This window comes from Bacteroides sp. D1, assembly GCF_000157095.2.
Taxonomy (GTDB): domain Bacteria; phylum Bacteroidota; class Bacteroidia; order Bacteroidales; family Bacteroidaceae; genus Bacteroides; species Bacteroides xylanisolvens.
This window is the reverse complement of record NZ_JH114342.1, coordinates 157,715-174,676: the sequence shown is the minus strand read 5'-3', so window position 1 is coordinate 174,676 and position 16,962 is coordinate 157,715. Positions and strand designations below refer to the sequence as shown.

Below are 16,962 nucleotides of genomic sequence, written 5' to 3'. Positions count from 1 at the left end.
GCGCAATGGATATTATTTTCTATTTTTGTAGAAATATATGCAAAAAAGTCGTGTCTCCGCAATGATTGTATAATCAAAAAGTCCGGATATGGCGCCTTGATATCTATAACACTATATATAATAGAACCTAATGAAGAAGATATTGATTATCGGCGCCAATGGATTCACCGGACGCCAAATATTGAATGATTTATCTGTTCATACACAATATAAGGTAACGGGGTGCTCTCTGCATCCGGATATTCTTCCGAATGATGCAGGGAAATATCGTTTCATTGAAACAGATATACGGAATGAAGCGGACATTAAGCGTCTTTTTGAGGAGGTTCAGCCTGATGTGGTCATTAATTGTTCCGCCCTGTCCGTACCGGATTATTGCGAGACGCATCATGAAGAGGCTTATCTTACCAATGTGACCGCAGTGAGCCAACTGGCTGTTTTTTGCGAAGAATATAAAAGCCGGTTCATTCATCTATCGACGGATTTTGTTTTCGATGGAAAGATGTTTGTTTTCGATGAAAAGATAAATGAAGATGCCGGACTGTTGTACACAGAAGAAGACGTCCCCGCTCCCGTCAACTATTACGGATATACCAAGTGGAAAGGAGAAGAGAAAGTGGCAGAAACTTGCAGCAGTTTTGCCATTATCCGTGTAGCAATCGTTTATGGCAGAGCGCTGCCGGGACAACACGGTAATATCGTCCAGTTGGTAATGAACCGTTTGAAAGCCGGGCAAGAAATCCGTGTCGTATCCGATCAATGGAGGACACCGACTTATGTTGGAGACGTATCGGATGGTGTACAGCGTTTGATAGCACATCCAACGAACGGTATCTTTCACATTTGCGGCGATGAGTGTATGAGTATCGCGGAGATTGCTTATCAGGTAGCAGATTATATGGGACTGGATCGCTCTCTTATCCATCCTGTCACGACCGAGGAAATGAATGAAACCACTCCCCGTCCCCGTTTTAGTGGAATGAGTATCGATAAAGCACGAACAATGCTTGGATACGAGCCACAGAAGCTAAAAGAAGTTCTTGCTAACTGGGAACATTTATAAGGAAGAGACAGATTACCAATTATTCAAGGATTATCCATCATTTTACGTAAACAGAAAACTACAAGAGGAATTCTGTGGTTTCTATTTATATAATAAGAGAGTCCTCAAATGGTGAACAGTGGCTATTTACACAAAATGCGGGATAGTGCCCAAATTGAAGACAGTGGTAGAATTGGAAACAATACTACTTTTTACAACAATCTATTTCATTCCGAATAATTCTTTCGCTTTATTTATTGCATATTTATTTTGAAAATATGCAATAAGTTATTATCTTTGCACCAAAATCAAAAAAGCCCAATGATGAATCAAACATTACAACTACATAACGCTAATCTTTTTCTTGCAGGAATACCGACTTTCTGTAAGTCTTGCTGCGTGCATGTACATTGGTTCAGTGGATTCATCTAAATTACCCTATTATTTCTTAACTGGAACTATCTGCTGACTTGTTTCACTATTCACAGCAGTATTCCTTTCCGATTTTCAAGCAGATGTATCATCTTCTTTGAAAATTCTCTCGTGTGTTGTCAATAATCAGTTTAACCTAACCAAAAATATATACATTATGTTCTCTATTATATCTACTATGTTTTTAGGAATCGGCATCGGTTATGTATTGCGTAACTGGAGTATCTTGCAAAAGACAGAAAAGACAATTTCTCTTACAATATTCTTGTTACTCTTCATTCTCGGTGTGTCTATCGGTTCTAATAGCCTGATTGTAAACAATCTCGGTAAATTCGGATGGCAGGCAATTGTTCTTGCCGTGTCCGGTGTATTGGGAAGCCTGATCGCTGCCCGTTTGGTACTGCAATTGTTTTTTAGAAAAGGAGGCGAATAATAAAAAAAGGAGGCTAATTTCTTTTAAGAGGAAAAAGACGCGTTTATTCAAGAAGGAGGTGAACAATGAAAGGAAGTTTGATCGTTATATTATTCTTTTGTGTAGGTTGTGTCATGGGAGCTTTCAACAAGTTCCAGTTTGATACGCACACTGTTTCGATGTATATACTTTATGCGTTAATGCTGCAAGTGGGAATCAGTATCGGTTCTAATAAGAACCTGAAAGCGATTGTGTCGCATTTGCACCCTAAAATGCTATTGATTCCGTTGGGAACGATTATCGGGACGTTGCTGTTTTCTGCTTTAGCAAGCCTGCTATTGCGCCAATGGAGCGTGTTCGACTGTATGGCAGTGGGAAGCGGATTCGCATACTATTCGCTTTCTTCTATCCTTATCACCCAGTTCAAAGAGCCTTCTATCGGGCTGCAACTGGCTACGGAATTAGGAACTATCGCACTGCTGACTAATATTTTCCGTGAGATGATGGCACTTCTCGGTACTCCAATCATCAAGAAGTATTTCGGGAAACTGGCTCCTATTTCAGCGGCAGGAGTCAATTCGATGGATGTACTCCTGCCCTCCATCAGCAGATATTCGGGAAAAGAAATGATTCCCATCGCTATCTTACACGGTATTCTGATTGATATCAGTGTTCCTGTTTTTGTTTCTTTTTTCTGTAATCTCTGACATTGCTTGCGATGGTTTGACAAGAGCAAGAATGAGCATTGTGAACGAAAGACAGAGATATTTTTATGTTTGGGGCTAGGTCTAAAGATAATTAGTTAATGCCCGGAAACAGCCAATACAAACTTTATATCAGCATAGGAGACATCGTCTCCTAATGCTGCTTTAATGGCAAATATTCCCATGTATTCATGTTCTTCCAGATGCTTACGAATCTTCGCCAGATTTTCAGCTTTCACTACTTTCTCCACTTTAATTTTTCCCAAACGGACATAATATTCCAGATGTCCAGCAATGGTTCCCGATACCAATTCGCGAGCTTTGGCAATTTCATCTATGCTCATTCCCTGGCAGAACATTTCATAGCTGACTAATTTTGTATCTTTTTTCTTCTCCTTCTCCGCTTCTTTTTTCTGTTTCTCTGCTTCCTTCTTCTGTTTTTCTTCCTCTTTCCGTTGCTTCAGCTCTTCCCGCCGGCTTGCGGCTTCCCTATTATCAGAGATGAGCATATCCATTATTTCCGGTCTTTCCAATTGATTCTCCGCCATATACTTACGGACAATGCCTAATATTTCAAGTCCATACTTTTCCACCCCTTTTGCTCCGAAATAGGGTATCGCTTCCAGAGCTCTTGGATTATCCGGTAGCAGATTCACAATTCCCATCAACGCTTTCTGCTGCATAATGACATACGCAGGAAGATTCACCTCACGTGTTTTAGCTGTCCTCCATTCAGCCAGAGCACGATAAAGCCCCGGATGCAGAATATCCGTAGGCACTTCCACTTTCACCTTTTCAGCACCGCTACGTGTCCGTTCTTTCCGTTCCTTCCGTTCTTTCTTTTCTTTCAACGCTTTCGAAGAACCGGAAGAGGAAGAATCATCCTCAAGACTCAACATTACTTTAGCCTTCAACTTCAAATAATCCGTAATAGCGAATCTCTCTCTCGCAGACACAGCCTCCAACAAAGACTCTTTAATCCACAACGCATCATCCAACGCCTGCATACGTTCTGCCAACAGCTTTCTCAACTCTTTATTATCAAGAGGCATATTAGTCTTATTATACAAAGCCCGAATCGGCGCCAACTCTTTATGAAAATATCCGGCCCCGGAACGAATCCGCTCCTGTAACTCCTGATTCGTCGCATAGTCTTCACTCTCATGTATCAACCGGGTATACTGGTTACGAAAACGCTGGGACACTTCCACTATTTTCTCTTTGATGCGAGGTTCCAATGCCTTATATTCTGCCAACTGCTTCGGAAAGAGCTTATACAAATCTTCATCTATCAAACGAAGCAATCGTTTATAAGCCTGATCGATCGAATAGAAATTAAACAAATCACTCAACAAATCAAAGAAATACGCCTTTTGCATATCGTTCAACTGCTGACTGCCCGGCTTATTCTGCTCTACCGCTTTGGTGAAATTATCCACCGTAGCATCACTAATAATGGCTTCCCTCCGCAAAGGAGACTCCAACACCATCCCTTCCAAAGTCTTGCAACGGCTCAACGCCACATAAGTCTGTCCGTGCGCAAAAGAGTTACGTGCATCAATAATGGCACGCTCGAACGTCAACCCCTGACTTTTATGTATCGTAATGGCCCATGCCAGACGGATAGGATATTGGCGGAACGTTCCTTCTATCACTTCCGTGATTTCCTTTGTTTCCTCATTCAGCACGTACTTATAATTTCCCCACTCTTCCGGCAACAACTGAAATTCTGATTTATTCCCCTTCCCCCGCACGATAATACCTGCATCATTAACAGTGACCACCTCACCAATCATACCGTTATAATATCGTTTCTCGGACGATGAATCATTCTTAAGGAACATAATTTGTGCTCCTTCCTTTATTGTCAGGAGTTCATCCGCAGGGTACGAATATTCAGGGAAATCTCCTTCTATCTCGGCACGAAAATGATACGCCTTGCCGGACAAAGATGCTAGTTCACGGTCATTTACTTTCTGTGCCTGATAATTATGTGTCGTCAGCCGAATATATCCTTCTTCTTTTTGTGGCTGGAAACCGGGCTGATAACGACGGTTCAGTTCATTCAACACTTCATCATCGGCCTTATTTTCCCGGATTTTATTTAATAAAGACAGGAAGAATGTGTCACTCTGCCGGTAGACTTTTTTAAGCTCAATGGTCATATATACCGTTTCTTTCAACGCATGGCTCGCAAAGAAATAAGGGGTTTCGTAATGCTTCCTCAACAGTTCCCATTCATTATCTTTCACGACAGGAGCCAATTGCTGCAAATCTCCAATCATCAACAGTTGCACCCCGCCAAATGGTTTCTCTCTATCACGATACCGCCGCAGGGTTGCATCCACCGCATCCAACAAATCGGCACGCACCATACTGATCTCATCAATAACGAGCAAATCCATGCTACGAATTATGTTCCGCTTTTCTTTACTATAACGGTAATGCGTTTGGGAAGAATTAAAGGTAGTTTCCGGCACAAAAGGGGCAAAAGACAACTGAAAGAAAGAATGAATCGTTACTCCTCCCGCATTGATGGCCGCGATCCCTGTCGGTGCTAATACAACCATGCGCTTGGGGGTGTGTTCTTTCAATCGTCTAAGAAATGTCGTTTTTCCGGTTCCGGCTTTTCCGGTAAGAAATAAATGTGTGCCTGTATTTTCTATGAACTGCCAAGCTAGCTGCAGTTCCGGGTTATTTTCCATGAAAGTTATATTGTTTTGTGCAAAGGTACAGAAAACTATATAGAGATTGAAATAAAAGTAGCAAACTTTTTCTGGTAGAGATGAGAAGCAATCGGATAAAAGAAAGTCCCGGTCGTTTTCATTAAATAACGACCGGGACGAGAGAACAATAAAAACACCAAATGTTGTGTTATATGCTTTGAGAGTTAATTTACATGATTGTTATACCAATCCGTATATTTTTCTCCTTTAGAATCTGCCCAAGCTTTAAAGTTAGGATATTCGGTATCAATACTCTTTTTTTCAGTTACTGAAATAAAGTTCAAGATAGGAATATCAATAGCAAACGGATAAGCTCCTTCTTTATCTATGTAATAAGCATCCTTTTGGGTACCTGCTAAAGACAAGTCCGCAAGAGATGTCGCCTCATGCTTAGGCAGATGCACTTCTGTACGACCTTTTTGCCCTTCGGCATACTTCACTATGATATAAGGATTATATGACTTTAAATCTTTCTTATTGAAAGAACCGCCTGTAAATTCACGGGTTATAGTATATACTTTTTGAATAGCTTGCTTCACATTCGGACAAACAATAATAGAAGATGTTGCAGATTCCGTATGTATCCCTTCCGTAGTAGCGGAAAAAGTCATTTTACCGAATTGTCCCTTATCTACCTGATAAGCAAAAGCATTCGCAAACACTGCACCATCATGTACAGGAGTAAATGTATCTACAATTTTAGTTACCTGGTTCTTTTTATCAAAAGATACGGCACGATTATATTCTACGATTACGTCATTCATATCATAATCTCCACCGCCAGGCCATATATCTTCAAAAGCTAATGTGCCGGTCTTCGTTTCAGTTACATCCGGTTTTTCTGGTTCATTTCCATCATCCGGAGTTATAACAGGTCTGTCATTGGGTTCCTCAATAGTTTTTGATGCATTTACATAGAATAAAAGATCACAATAACTATTATTTGCCCCATCTTCTACTCCGATAATAACCTTGCCGCTTGTCTCGTCCTTTACAGATACAAAATTCTGTCGCTGCTGTCCCAACACCTGATTAGAAGCTAATAAATTAGAGAAACCTGATGCAACTTGTTTTGTTATATCAATTTCATTCTCACTCTGATTATATCCATCAGCATACATAAACCATCCTACCGTATAACCGGCTGGAAATTCCTCTTTAGCATTACCTTGTTCATCAAAATAGAGCAAACGTACTTTACTGCCACATTTCAAAATAGGCAACTGACCTCCATATACAGAGAAAGAAACATTTGGAAATATGATATACTTCTTCATATCTGACATTCCGCGCATATCAGGTTCCTTAGATGTTTTATAATAATAATACCCGAACGAATTATTATACATGGCATCCCGATTCAGGAAAATAACATCCAATGCAGTCCCATCTTGTGTTACCGTAATATTTGTAGTTCTGGATTGGGTGACTAAATTCATATTATCAACATTCGCTATTCCATCAGGATTAAAGAAATTCTTCAAACGTTGCGTCAAACTTCCAACCGTTTCATCACCAACGTTCTCTTCAAATGACATATATTTACTGTCAAGACTTCCTCCCTCTCCCCATTTACATAAGGAATATAGTTTATTATTTCCATTCAAGACATAAGGAACCGTCCCTTGAAAACCATAAGACCGTGTATTATTTTTTGCTTTTACAGTAGAAGCTCCTATATTTGACATATCAAAACTAACCATACCATCCTTTATTTCCAATGGCATACACCTTGGCAATCCCCAACTTTCCGTATATAGGTATATCGATTTTACAGAAGTGGGAATATTCATCTTTCCATTAAACTTTCCGCTTTCATCTGTGTAAATCTTGAATAAAGCTTCCACTCCTTGTTTTTTTACAGGTGTATTATCCACAATTTCCATCGGATCAATGTCATAGACTTCAATAAGAGCCGCAAATCCGGGTAATGCATAATTCACATCAAGCGACACATCTCCACATGTTTCGAATCCGAAATATTCTTCAGGACCTTTTACAGGTTCTTTCCCATAATTAGGATCATACAAATCCTTTTCTGCACATCCTACTGCCACACCGATAAATACCGTTGCAACGAAAAAGTTCAATAAATGCTTAATTCTCATAATCTATATATATTTTTAAGTTTGTTTTGTCTAGGCATAAACCCATAATCAAGCCTAATTATGCCACAAATATATATACAAATATCCCATTTTTAAGGCTTATCTTAAAAATGGGATACCGAATCAAAAAATATTGTTATTAATCCTTGGAATCTATTTCATTGTCCCCCCTACAATATCCAGCAACTCATTCGTAATTGCTTGCTGACGACTCTTATTGTACTGCTTTGTCAAATCCTGAATCAGCTCGTTTGCATTGTCCGTAGCCACTTGCATAGCTAGGGTACGTGCAGCATGTTCCGATGCATTAGAGTCGACGGCAGCGGTAAAAATCTTCTGGCTCAATACTGTTGGTATTAAGCTGGCGATCAATTCTTCCGCGTTCGGTTCGATGATATAATCATTGGCAATTTCATGCTCCTCTACCTCCTCCTTATTCATGCTGTCCTCTTCACTTACCACATTCGTCATATCAATGGGGAGATACGTCTCCCGGAGAAGAATCTGTACCCCCATTGACTTGAAGTGATGATAGATTATTTCCACGCGGTCCACTTCTCCTGCCACATACATATCCATCAGTCGGTGAGCCAATTCGGCAGCCTCCTGATACGTCGGCTTGTCGGAGAGCGTCGGAGAAGTCTCCTGCGGTTTGAATCCCATTCGTTTGACCGCTTCATCCACCTTCTTGCCAATTGGGAATATCAAGATATTATCCTGTCCCAAGGTGCGGAACTCTCCGAGCGTTTGCATCATCATTTTGATGACGTTGGCGTTGAAAGCACCACAAAGAGAAGTGTTTGAAGAAAAGACGACGATTGCTACACGCTTCACTTCACGCTCCTGCACATAAGGAGATTCGATGGGCAGGTCCGCGCTTAGGAAGTTAGTCAGAATCTTGTTCAACTTCTTCTGATAAGGCAGCATATTCTCAATGGCTCCTTGTGCCTTGTGTAATTTGGCAGAAGCCACCATCTTCATTGCTGAAGTGATTTTTCGGGTACTTTTTACCGAATTTATTCTGGTTTTTACTTCTTTCAGTGAAGCCATTTTTTTATTGGTTAGTGGTTAATTATTAATAGTTGGTGATAGTGATTAATAGTTGGCGGTTAGTGGTTGGTGACAGTAAGCTAATCACTTATCACTAACCAACTAATCACTATTATAAGTACTGTTTCGCCACCATAGCGGCAGTCTCTTCGATAGCTTTAATCACGTTATCGTCGATCACGCCCGTTTTCAGTATGTCCAATACATCCTCCTGATGATTCAGTTGCAGAGATTCGATGAAACTGCGTTCAAAGTCTTGCACCTTATCCAATGGGACATCATGTAGAAGTCCGTGCGTACCACAGTAGAGGATAGCAATCTGCTGCTCTACGGGCATCGGGCTGTATTGTGGTTGAATCAATAATTGTCCGTTCTTACGTCCTTTATCAATAGTCAGGGCAGTAATCGGGTCCATGTCGCTGCTGAACTTGGAGAAGGCTTCCAACTCGCGATATTGCGCCTGGTCAATCTTCAATGTTCCGGCCACCTTCTTCATAGCCTTAATCTGCGCATTACCACCTACACGGGATACGGAGATACCGACGTTGATAGCCGGACGCGTACCCTGGTTGAACAAGTCAGTCTCAAGGAATATCTGTCCGTCGGTGATAGAAATCACGTTCGTCGGGATATAAGCCGATACGTCACCTGCTTGCGTTTCGATGATAGGCAATGCTGTGAGCGAGCCGCCACCTTTCACAATCCCCTTCAGACTTTCCGGGAGATCGTTCATTTCGCGTGCCACTTCTTCCTGACTGATAATCTTGGCAGCACGTTCCAACAGACGGGAGTGCAGATAGAAGATATCACCCGGATAAGCCTCACGACCAGACGGACGACGAAGAATCAGCGAAACCTCACGATAAGCCACCGCCTGTTTGGAAAGGTCATCATAAACCACCAACGCATGACGGCCGGTATCACGGAAATACTCGCCGATGGCAGCACCTGCAAACGGAGCGTAATACTGCAACGCAGCCGGGTCACCAGCCGTGGCAGCTACAACCACCGTGTAGTCCAGTGCTCCGTACTCACGAAGCGTATTAACGATAGAAGCAACGGTAGAACCCTTCTGACCAATAGCTACATAGATACAATATACAGGGTCGCCTGCCAAGAAGTTAGTGCGTTGGTTGATAATCGTATCAATCGCAATGGCAGTCTTTCCCGTCTGGCGGTCGCCGATAATCAACTCACGCTGTCCGCGGCCGATAGGAATCATGGCGTCCACAGCCTTCAATCCGGTCTGCAACGGCTGGTTCACAGGCTGACGATAGATTACTCCCGGAGCTTTCCGTTCCAAAGGCATATCATACAGTTCGCCGCCAATCAATCCTTTGCCGTCGAGCGGTTCGCCCAGCGGGTCAATCACACGTCCCAGCATGCCCTCTCCTACACGGATGGAGGCGATACGTTTGGTACGCTTCACGACGAATCCTTCTTTGATTTTGTCCGTCGGGCCCAACAGTACAGCACCCACGTTGTCCTCTTCGAGGTTCATCACGATTGCTTTGATACCATTGTCAAACTCCAGCAATTCATTGGCCTCGGCGTTCCGTAGTCCATAGATACGCACTACGCCGTCACTCACCTGGAGCACCGTACCGATTTCGTCAAGTTGCACATTGGCATTGATTCCTTCGAGCTGCTTGCGCAATATATCGGATACTTCGCTTACTCTTATATTTTCAGACATTATACAATTCTCCTATTCTTATCAATAAATTGTTGTTTCACTCGCTTCAACTGCGTGGCAACGCTTGCATCCAACCGATAGTCGTTGATATCAAAGATAAACCCACCTTCGATAGAAGGATCTATCACCGTTTCCAGCTCCATCTGGGCATGCAGGATATGTGCGGCAGCCGACCGGATCCGGTCTTCCGTCTCTTTATCGACGGGAACGGCCGTAATCAATTTGCCGGTTCCGATATGTTTCAGCTTCCGGTAGAGATCCAGATACATCAGGCTAATAAATTGCAGATAGCCTTCACGCCTGTTTCGCAGTACCAAAGTGATAAAACGGACAAACTCTCTGGTCGATTTACCGTCACCATCGGCAGCTGTGCAGACTAACGCCAACTTTTCCTTGGTCGTGATGACAGGATTATCAAGCGCTTCGCGAAGACCGGGCTGTTCACAAAAGCTGTGCGACAGGGTCAGAAACTCCTGATACAACCTGTCTTCCAGACCTTTTTCCTGTGCGTATTCAATGATAGCTTTTGCATAACGCATTGAGAGTATTCCGACTTCCATCTTCCTTAGTTCTTATTCGGGGTTAGTACTTCATCCAGCATGCGGTCGATCATGCCCATCTGTGCATCCTTGTCCTCAAGACTCTTGCGGAGCACTTTCTCGGCGATGTCAACAGAAAGCACGGCCACCTGGCGACGGATGTCGCGGATTGCTTCGTCTTTCTCCATCTGGATTTGTTGTTTCACCGCATCAAGTTCTTTTTGTGCGGCAATTTCGGCTTGTTTACGGGCCTCGTGAACAATCTTGTCACGTTCTTCCATTGCTTCCCTCAAGATGCGTCCTTGCTCTTTGTTGGCGGCTGCCACCAATGCGTCGCCTTCTTGTTTCAATTTAGACAACTGGGCATTAGCTTCCCTCGCCACCTCCAAAGACTGGTCGATATAGGTCTTACGGCCTTCCACCATCTTGATGATGACGGGGAAGCCGTATTTCGCCAATATCACGAACACAATCCCGAATGAGAGAAACATCCAGAACAGCAGGCCACTATCAGGTAATAGTAATGACATAATCTTTATTTACGATTTTACGATTTACAATTTACGATTTCGCGGCTGCCCATTGCATGAGGATCTCTCCCATTTAGAAACAGGGTTTTACGCCTGCGAAATCCGCTTGTTATATACCTGATTAGAGGAAGAACACCAACAGACAAACTACTACCGCCAACAGGGCCACACCTTCAATCAAGGCGGCGGCGATAATCATGTTCATACGAATGTCTCCCGATGCTTCCGGCTGGCGTGCGATAGCTTCCATTGCCGAACCACCAATCTTACCAATACCCAAACCAGCTCCGATTACTGCAAGACCTGCACCGATAGCTGCACCTAATTTACTAACTCCTACTGCTGCTGCAGTGGCTTGTAACAATACTGATAGTAACATAATTTTCAGTTTTAAAATGGTTTATATTTTCTCTTGTTTTTATTATTTAATTCCTCATTCCGCGCGTTTATTCCGTATTTATTCAGTCACGTTTTCACCGCGTTTCATTGATTATTCTTCTGTTTTCACTTTGGCCCCTTCCTGTGCCAGTCCGATAAACACTGCCGACAACATCGTAAATACGTAAGCCTGAATGAAAGCCACCAGCAGCTCAAGCGCATTCATAAAGATGTTGAACAATACGGAAGCCACTGTGAGCGTGCCGTTCAGCGCAGGCCCCATGCTTGCCGAGATAAAGATCAGGCAGGTGAGCACCAGCATCGCCATGTGTCCGGCCAGCATATTGGCAAAAAGACGGATCATCAAAGCAAACGGTTTCGTAAAGATTCCGAAGAACTCGATGAACGGCATCATCGGCACAGGCACTTTCAGCCACCAAGGTACATCGGGCCAGAAAATATCTTTCCAATAATGTTTCGTACCGAAGATATTGACTGCGAGGAACGTGCAGACTGCCAGCACCATCGTGATAGCGATATTTCCCGTCACATTCGCGCCTCCGGGGAAAAACGGAATCAATCCCATCATGTTATTGATAAAGATGAAAAAGAACGCTGTCAGCAGATATGGCGCAAACTTCCGGTAGTTGGGTCCGACACAACTCTTGATGATGTCGTCGTTCACCATCATAATGAACATCTCCATGAATCCGATAAATCCTCCCGGTGCTTTGGCTCCTTGCGGACGTTTCCTGTACCAGTGTGCCACGCACAACACGATAACGAGCAATAATACGCTGTTGAACAGCAAGGCAAACGTCACTTTCGTAATGGAAATATCCCAGGGGCGAACCTGTTCGCCTGCGGCGTCATACTCTACCAGTTTGCCTTCATACTTGCTTCCTGCGGGAGCGATGGAAAGTCCTTCATACGTACCTCCATTCTCTTCGAGACGGGAAGAAAGGAACGTATGCCAACCTGAAGTGCTACTATAAACAATAATAGGTAACGGTATAGTAATATGCGTGTTACCCCATGTTGTAATATGCCATTCGTAGGAGTCGCCGATATGCCCGAACACAATTTCTTTCACATCAACCGTGTTCTCCTGTTCCTCCTTCGGAGTAATCTCGTCCTGCGTCTGCTGCGCCACTGTTTCCCCCTCTTGCTCTTGCGCAAGAACCGGCAAATTGACCGCTGCCATCAGGCAGAACAGAATCAACGGAGCTACTATGTTATGCAACTGTTTCATGTTTCTTCTTATTTTTCTTTTTCCGTTTCTGGTTCATCTCAAAAGAGAAGAAAAACCAGGTTTCGAATATCAGATATATCAAATAGAACGAGATAAACGTCAGTAAAAAAGCTCTAGCTTCTTCGCGTACAGCAAGGCAATAAATCAAGACCAGAATCAGCGAAAGAATCATCTTTATCATCTTCATTGCCAAATACAACAGTAACAATCTCTGCGGAGCGTGCCGCCGGCAAGCGTCGAACATATAGATGCTGGCCAACCCGAAGAAGTAAAAATAAACCGGTATAAACGGATACCCTCCGAAATAATGCCCCGGCAGAGCGAAGTGTAGGATAACAGCTCCGAGCGCCGCACTAATCACTGCAAATAAGGTATGCCAACAGATAAAGCTCCGTTTAGTTTTACTAATATTCATCATGTTACTGTGTTTTTCTGTAAGGTTATTATCTCGTTTTTTTCAATCTTTAGATACTTGGTCTTTGTGCCGGAAGGCTTCCGTCAGGAAACACAGGCAGAAACCGTGCCGTCACTCATTTCAACAAAACCGCCCTGAATATCCATCGTGTGCTCTTCTCCCTCCATCGTCGTATAACTCAACGTTCCCGCTTTCAGCGACGATACAATGGGCGCATGCCCCGGCAGAATAGAAAACGAACCGATCATGCCCGGCAATGTGACAATCTTCACATCTCCGTCGAATATGCTCTTTTCGGGCGATACTATACTCAAATGCAGTTCTTTCATCACTCTATATTTTTATTTTTTCGCCTGTTCCAGCAATTTCTTACCTTTCTCTATTGCTTCCTCAATCGTGCCGACATTCAGGAAAGCCTGTTCGGGAAGATAATCCACTTCTCCGTCCAGAATCATCTTGAATCCCTTGATGGTATCTTCAATACCCACCATCACACCCGGAACACCTGTAAACTGTTCGGCTACGGCAAACGGTTGCGAAAGGAAACGCTGCACACGGCGGGCGCGGTTCACTACCATCTTGTCTTCTTCCGAGAGTTCTTCCATACCGAGGATAGAGATAATATCCTGCAATTCCTTGTTACGCTGCAAAATTTGTTTCACTCGCTGCGCTATGTCGTAATGTTCCTGACCTACAATGTGCGGGTCGAGGATACGTGACGTAGACGCCAACGGGTCGACAGCCGGATAGATACCCAGTTCAGTGATCTTACGGTCGAGTACGGTAGTTGCGTCCAAGTGGCTGAAAGTCGTTGCAGGAGCTGGGTCGGTCAAGTCATCGGCAGGCACATACACCGCTTGTACGGAGGTGATAGAACCTTTGCGGGTGGACGTGATACGTTCCTGCATCGCACCCATTTCCGTGGCCAGCGTAGGCTGATAACCAACGGCGGAGGGCATACGTCCCAGAAGGGCGGACACTTCCGAACCTGCTTGCGTGAAACGGAAGATATTATCGATAAAGAACAGGATATCGCGTTTCTCACCTTCTTTACCGGCGTCGCGGAAAGATTCCGCTACCGTCAGTCCGGACAGTGCCACCGAAGCACGTGCGCCCGGAGGTTCGTTCATCTGACCGAAAATCAGCGACACTTGCGATTTCTCCAGTTCGTTATAATCTACTTTCGAAAGATCCCAGTGGCCTTTCTCCATGCTTTCCTTGAATGCTTCGCCGTAGCGGATAACGCCGGATTCGATCATTTCGCGCAGCAAGTCGTTACCTTCACGGGTACGTTCACCTACTCCGGCAAATACGGAGAATCCGTTATGTTTCTTGGCGATATTATTGATAAGTTCTTGGATCAATACGGTTTTTCCCACACCGGCGCCGCCGAACAAACCGATTTTACCACCTTTGGCATACGGTTCGAGCAGGTCGATCACTTTGATACCCGTGAAGAGCACCTCTTGCACAGTTGTCAAATCCTCAAATTTAGGGGGGTCCCGGTGAATGGAATACGCACCGTCGCGGTTGAGTCCTTTCATACCGTCGATCGAATCACCGACTACGTTCATCAATCGTCCTTTAATCTGTTCGCCTATCGGCATAGTGATCGGGCCTCCGGTGGGATACACTTTCATGCCTCTCTGAAGTCCGTCGGTACTATCCATTGCTACAGTACGCACCGTATTTTCGCCGATATGTTGCTGAACTTCTACAACCAGTATTTTGCCGTTTGGCCTCTTTATCTCCAGTGCGTCGTGGATGCTTGGCAGCACCAGTTCCGCATCCGTACCTTCAAAGTACACATCGACCACAGGGCCGATCACCTGCGAGATATGTCCGATAATCTGTGACATAAGCAATCTCTTTTATTTATATTATTCTTTTCTCTCCTTTTTGACCTTATAATATGATAAGGAATAAACATTTTCGCGTTTTACCTAATTTCAATATTATAATAAACAGTTGAATTAATTTTTTGTTCAACTATTTTCTATATCCTAGAAACTTCTACCACTAGAAATAGTTAAAGAAACAACTGCACAAATGTAGAAACAATTCCATATCGTTGTTACTCCTTTTTCATTATTTGTCGTTCGCTAACACTTATTAGACTAATAACAACTACAGATTGACCAATTTAGACGAATTTCGACTACAAATCAATAGCAAAATAGATTTTAACTATCAATAAACTAAATTTCCGTATCCAGTTTCCTTTCTCATTGTTTAAAATCAAGGATTTAGCCATGACACAAAATAGTAGCACAAACAACTAGTTTTGTGTTCGAGCACAACGAACATTGTTTTTCCACGCTTTCCTTAAGAAAGTTTAAAGCCATATTTCCTATTTTCTCACTATCCATTTCTCTATATTCCACGTTTACACACTAAAATTCACACCAATCTTTAAATATAATCAACGCATATACAATTATAATCTCGTTTTTTTGCTGTAATTTTGCACCACTAATATAAAACACTCAAAATGATGAAGAAAATACTGTTACTCGGTTCCGGAGAACTAGGAAAAGAATTTGTAATTTCAGCTCAACGTAAAGGTCAACACATCATTGCCTGCGACTCATACGCGGGAGCACCTGCTATGCAAGTGGCTGATGAATTTGAAGTATTCGATATGCTGAACGGTGAAGAACTGGAGCGTGTCGTAAAGAAACACCAGCCGGACATTATCGTTCCGGAGATTGAAGCGATCCGCACAGAACGTTTGTATGACTTCGAAAAAGAAGGCATACAGGTAGTGCCCAGCGCCCGTGCCGTGAACTTCACGATGAATCGTAAAGCTATCCGCGACCTTGCCGCCAAAGAGCTCGGACTGAAAACAGCCAAATACTTCTACGCCAAAACATTGGACGAACTGAAAGAAGCTGCCGCTAAAATCGGTTTCCCTTGTGTCGTTAAACCGTTGATGTCATCCTCCGGTAAAGGACAGTCGCTGGTGAAGAGTGCCGACGAACTTGAACACGCCTGGGAATACGGATGCAGCGGAAGCCGTGGCGATATCCGCGAGCTTATCATTGAAGAATTTATCAAATTCGACAGCGAAATCACCCTGCTCACCGTTACTCAAAAGAACGGCCCCACCCTGTTCTGCCCTCCTATCGGACACGTGCAGAAAGGTGGCGACTATCGCGAAAGTTTCCAGCCTGCACACATCGATCCTGCTCATTTGAAAGAAGCGGAAGAGATGGCAGAAAAAGTAACCCGCGCGTTGACAGGCGCAGGACTTTGGGGAGTTGAGTTCTTCCTAAGCCATGAAAACGGAGTCTATTTCTCCGAACTTTCTCCACGTCCGCACGATACCGGCATGGTAACTTTGGCAGGAACACAAAATCTGAATGAATTTGAATTGCACCTGCGTGCCGTGCTCGGTCTGCCTATTCCGGGCATCAAGCAAGAACGAATAGGCGCAAGTGCCGTCATCCTCTCTCCGATTGCCAGCCAGGAGCGCCCTCAATATCGTGGACTGGAAGAAGTGACCAAAGAAGAAGATACCTATCTACGTATATTCGGCAAACCGTTTACACGCGTCAACCGTCGTATGGGTGTGGTGCTTTGCTACGCTCCGCTCGATGCTGATTTGGATGCGTTGCGCGACAAGGCTAAGAGAATTGCAGAGAAAGTAGAAGTTTACTAAAAAAGAAATTTAGAGAT

General features: G+C 43.6%; 15 protein-coding genes. 4 read left to right on the top strand and 11 right to left on the bottom strand.

The window, feature by feature from the left end; all coding sequences use genetic code 11:
- The first annotated feature begins 130 nt into the window (after positions 1-130).
- The 3 genes from BSAG_RS11125 (at position 131) to BSAG_RS11135 (ending at position 2,593) form a co-directional block, all read left to right on the top strand.
- A complete protein-coding gene (locus BSAG_RS11125; RefSeq protein WP_004315293.1) occupies positions 131-1,063 on the top strand; it encodes an SDR family oxidoreductase in 933 nt (310 codons plus the stop codon).
- A gap of 568 nt (positions 1,064-1,631) precedes the next feature.
- The gene (locus BSAG_RS11130) at positions 1,632-1,907 is read left to right on the top strand and encodes a LysO family transporter (protein ID WP_004315294.1); all 276 of its coding nucleotides are present in this window, start codon (positions 1,632-1,634) and stop codon (positions 1,905-1,907) included.
- Positions 1,908-1,972: 65 nt separating this feature from the next.
- A complete protein-coding gene (locus BSAG_RS11135; RefSeq protein WP_004315295.1) occupies positions 1,973-2,593 on the top strand; it encodes a lysine exporter LysO family protein in 621 nt (206 codons plus the stop codon).
- A gap of 95 nt (positions 2,594-2,688) precedes the next feature.
- On the opposite strand, the gene BSAG_RS11140 is transcribed toward BSAG_RS11135, so the two are convergent.
- From BSAG_RS11140 to atpD, 11 genes are all read right to left on the bottom strand, one after another.
- Positions 2,689-5,295, bottom strand: coding sequence for a helix-turn-helix domain-containing protein (locus tag BSAG_RS11140; RefSeq protein ID WP_004315296.1), 2,607 nt, complete (start codon positions 5,293-5,295; stop codon positions 2,689-2,691).
- A gap of 185 nt (positions 5,296-5,480) precedes the next feature.
- Positions 5,481-7,424, bottom strand: coding sequence for an LruC domain-containing protein (locus BSAG_RS11145; protein WP_008770639.1), 1,944 nt, complete (start codon positions 7,422-7,424; stop codon positions 5,481-5,483).
- Positions 7,425-7,577: 153 nt separating this feature from the next.
- On the bottom strand, positions 7,578-8,474 hold the full coding sequence (locus BSAG_RS11150) for a F0F1 ATP synthase subunit gamma (RefSeq protein WP_004315298.1): 897 nt from the start codon (positions 8,472-8,474) through the stop codon (positions 7,578-7,580).
- Between the two features lie 112 nt (positions 8,475-8,586).
- Entirely contained in the window at positions 8,587-10,170 is a 1,584-nt protein-coding gene (gene atpA / locus BSAG_RS11155) for a F0F1 ATP synthase subunit alpha (protein ID WP_004315299.1), read from the bottom strand.
- Complete coding sequence (locus BSAG_RS11160; protein ID WP_004315300.1) at positions 10,170-10,730, bottom strand: F0F1 ATP synthase subunit delta; 561 nt, start codon at positions 10,728-10,730, stop codon at positions 10,170-10,172. Before BSAG_RS11160 ends, atpA begins: the two co-directional genes overlap by 1 nt.
- Positions 10,731-10,735: 5 nt before the next feature.
- On the bottom strand, positions 10,736-11,239 hold the full coding sequence (atpF, locus tag BSAG_RS11165; protein ID WP_004315301.1) for a F0F1 ATP synthase subunit B: 504 nt from the start codon (positions 11,237-11,239) through the stop codon (positions 10,736-10,738).
- Positions 11,240-11,360: 121 nt separating this feature from the next.
- A complete protein-coding gene (gene atpE / locus BSAG_RS11170) occupies positions 11,361-11,618 on the bottom strand; it encodes an ATP synthase F0 subunit C (protein WP_004295758.1) in 258 nt (85 codons plus the stop codon).
- A 111-nt stretch (positions 11,619-11,729) separates the two neighbouring features.
- Complete coding sequence (gene atpB / locus BSAG_RS11175) at positions 11,730-12,869, bottom strand: F0F1 ATP synthase subunit A (protein WP_004315302.1); 1,140 nt, start codon at positions 12,867-12,869, stop codon at positions 11,730-11,732.
- Positions 12,853-13,287 carry a hypothetical protein gene (locus BSAG_RS11180; RefSeq protein WP_004315303.1) on the bottom strand — a complete coding sequence of 145 codons (435 nt, stop codon included), beginning with the start codon at positions 13,285-13,287 and terminating at the stop codon, positions 12,853-12,855. The genes atpB and BSAG_RS11180 overlap by 17 nt, the downstream gene beginning before the upstream one ends.
- An 80-nt stretch (positions 13,288-13,367) precedes the next feature.
- On the bottom strand, positions 13,368-13,613 hold the full coding sequence (gene atpC / locus BSAG_RS11185) for an ATP synthase F1 subunit epsilon (protein WP_004315304.1): 246 nt from the start codon (positions 13,611-13,613) through the stop codon (positions 13,368-13,370).
- Between the two features lie 12 nt (positions 13,614-13,625).
- The gene (gene atpD, locus BSAG_RS11190; protein WP_004315305.1) at positions 13,626-15,143 is read right to left on the bottom strand and encodes a F0F1 ATP synthase subunit beta; all 1,518 of its coding nucleotides are present in this window, start codon (positions 15,141-15,143) and stop codon (positions 13,626-13,628) included.
- A gap of 635 nt (positions 15,144-15,778) precedes the next feature.
- On the opposite strand from atpD, the gene purT reads away from it, so the two are divergent.
- Positions 15,779-16,945, top strand: coding sequence for a formate-dependent phosphoribosylglycinamide formyltransferase (gene purT, locus BSAG_RS11195; RefSeq protein WP_008639987.1), 1,167 nt, complete (start codon positions 15,779-15,781; stop codon positions 16,943-16,945).
- The last annotated feature ends 17 nt before the right edge of the window (positions 16,946-16,962 follow it).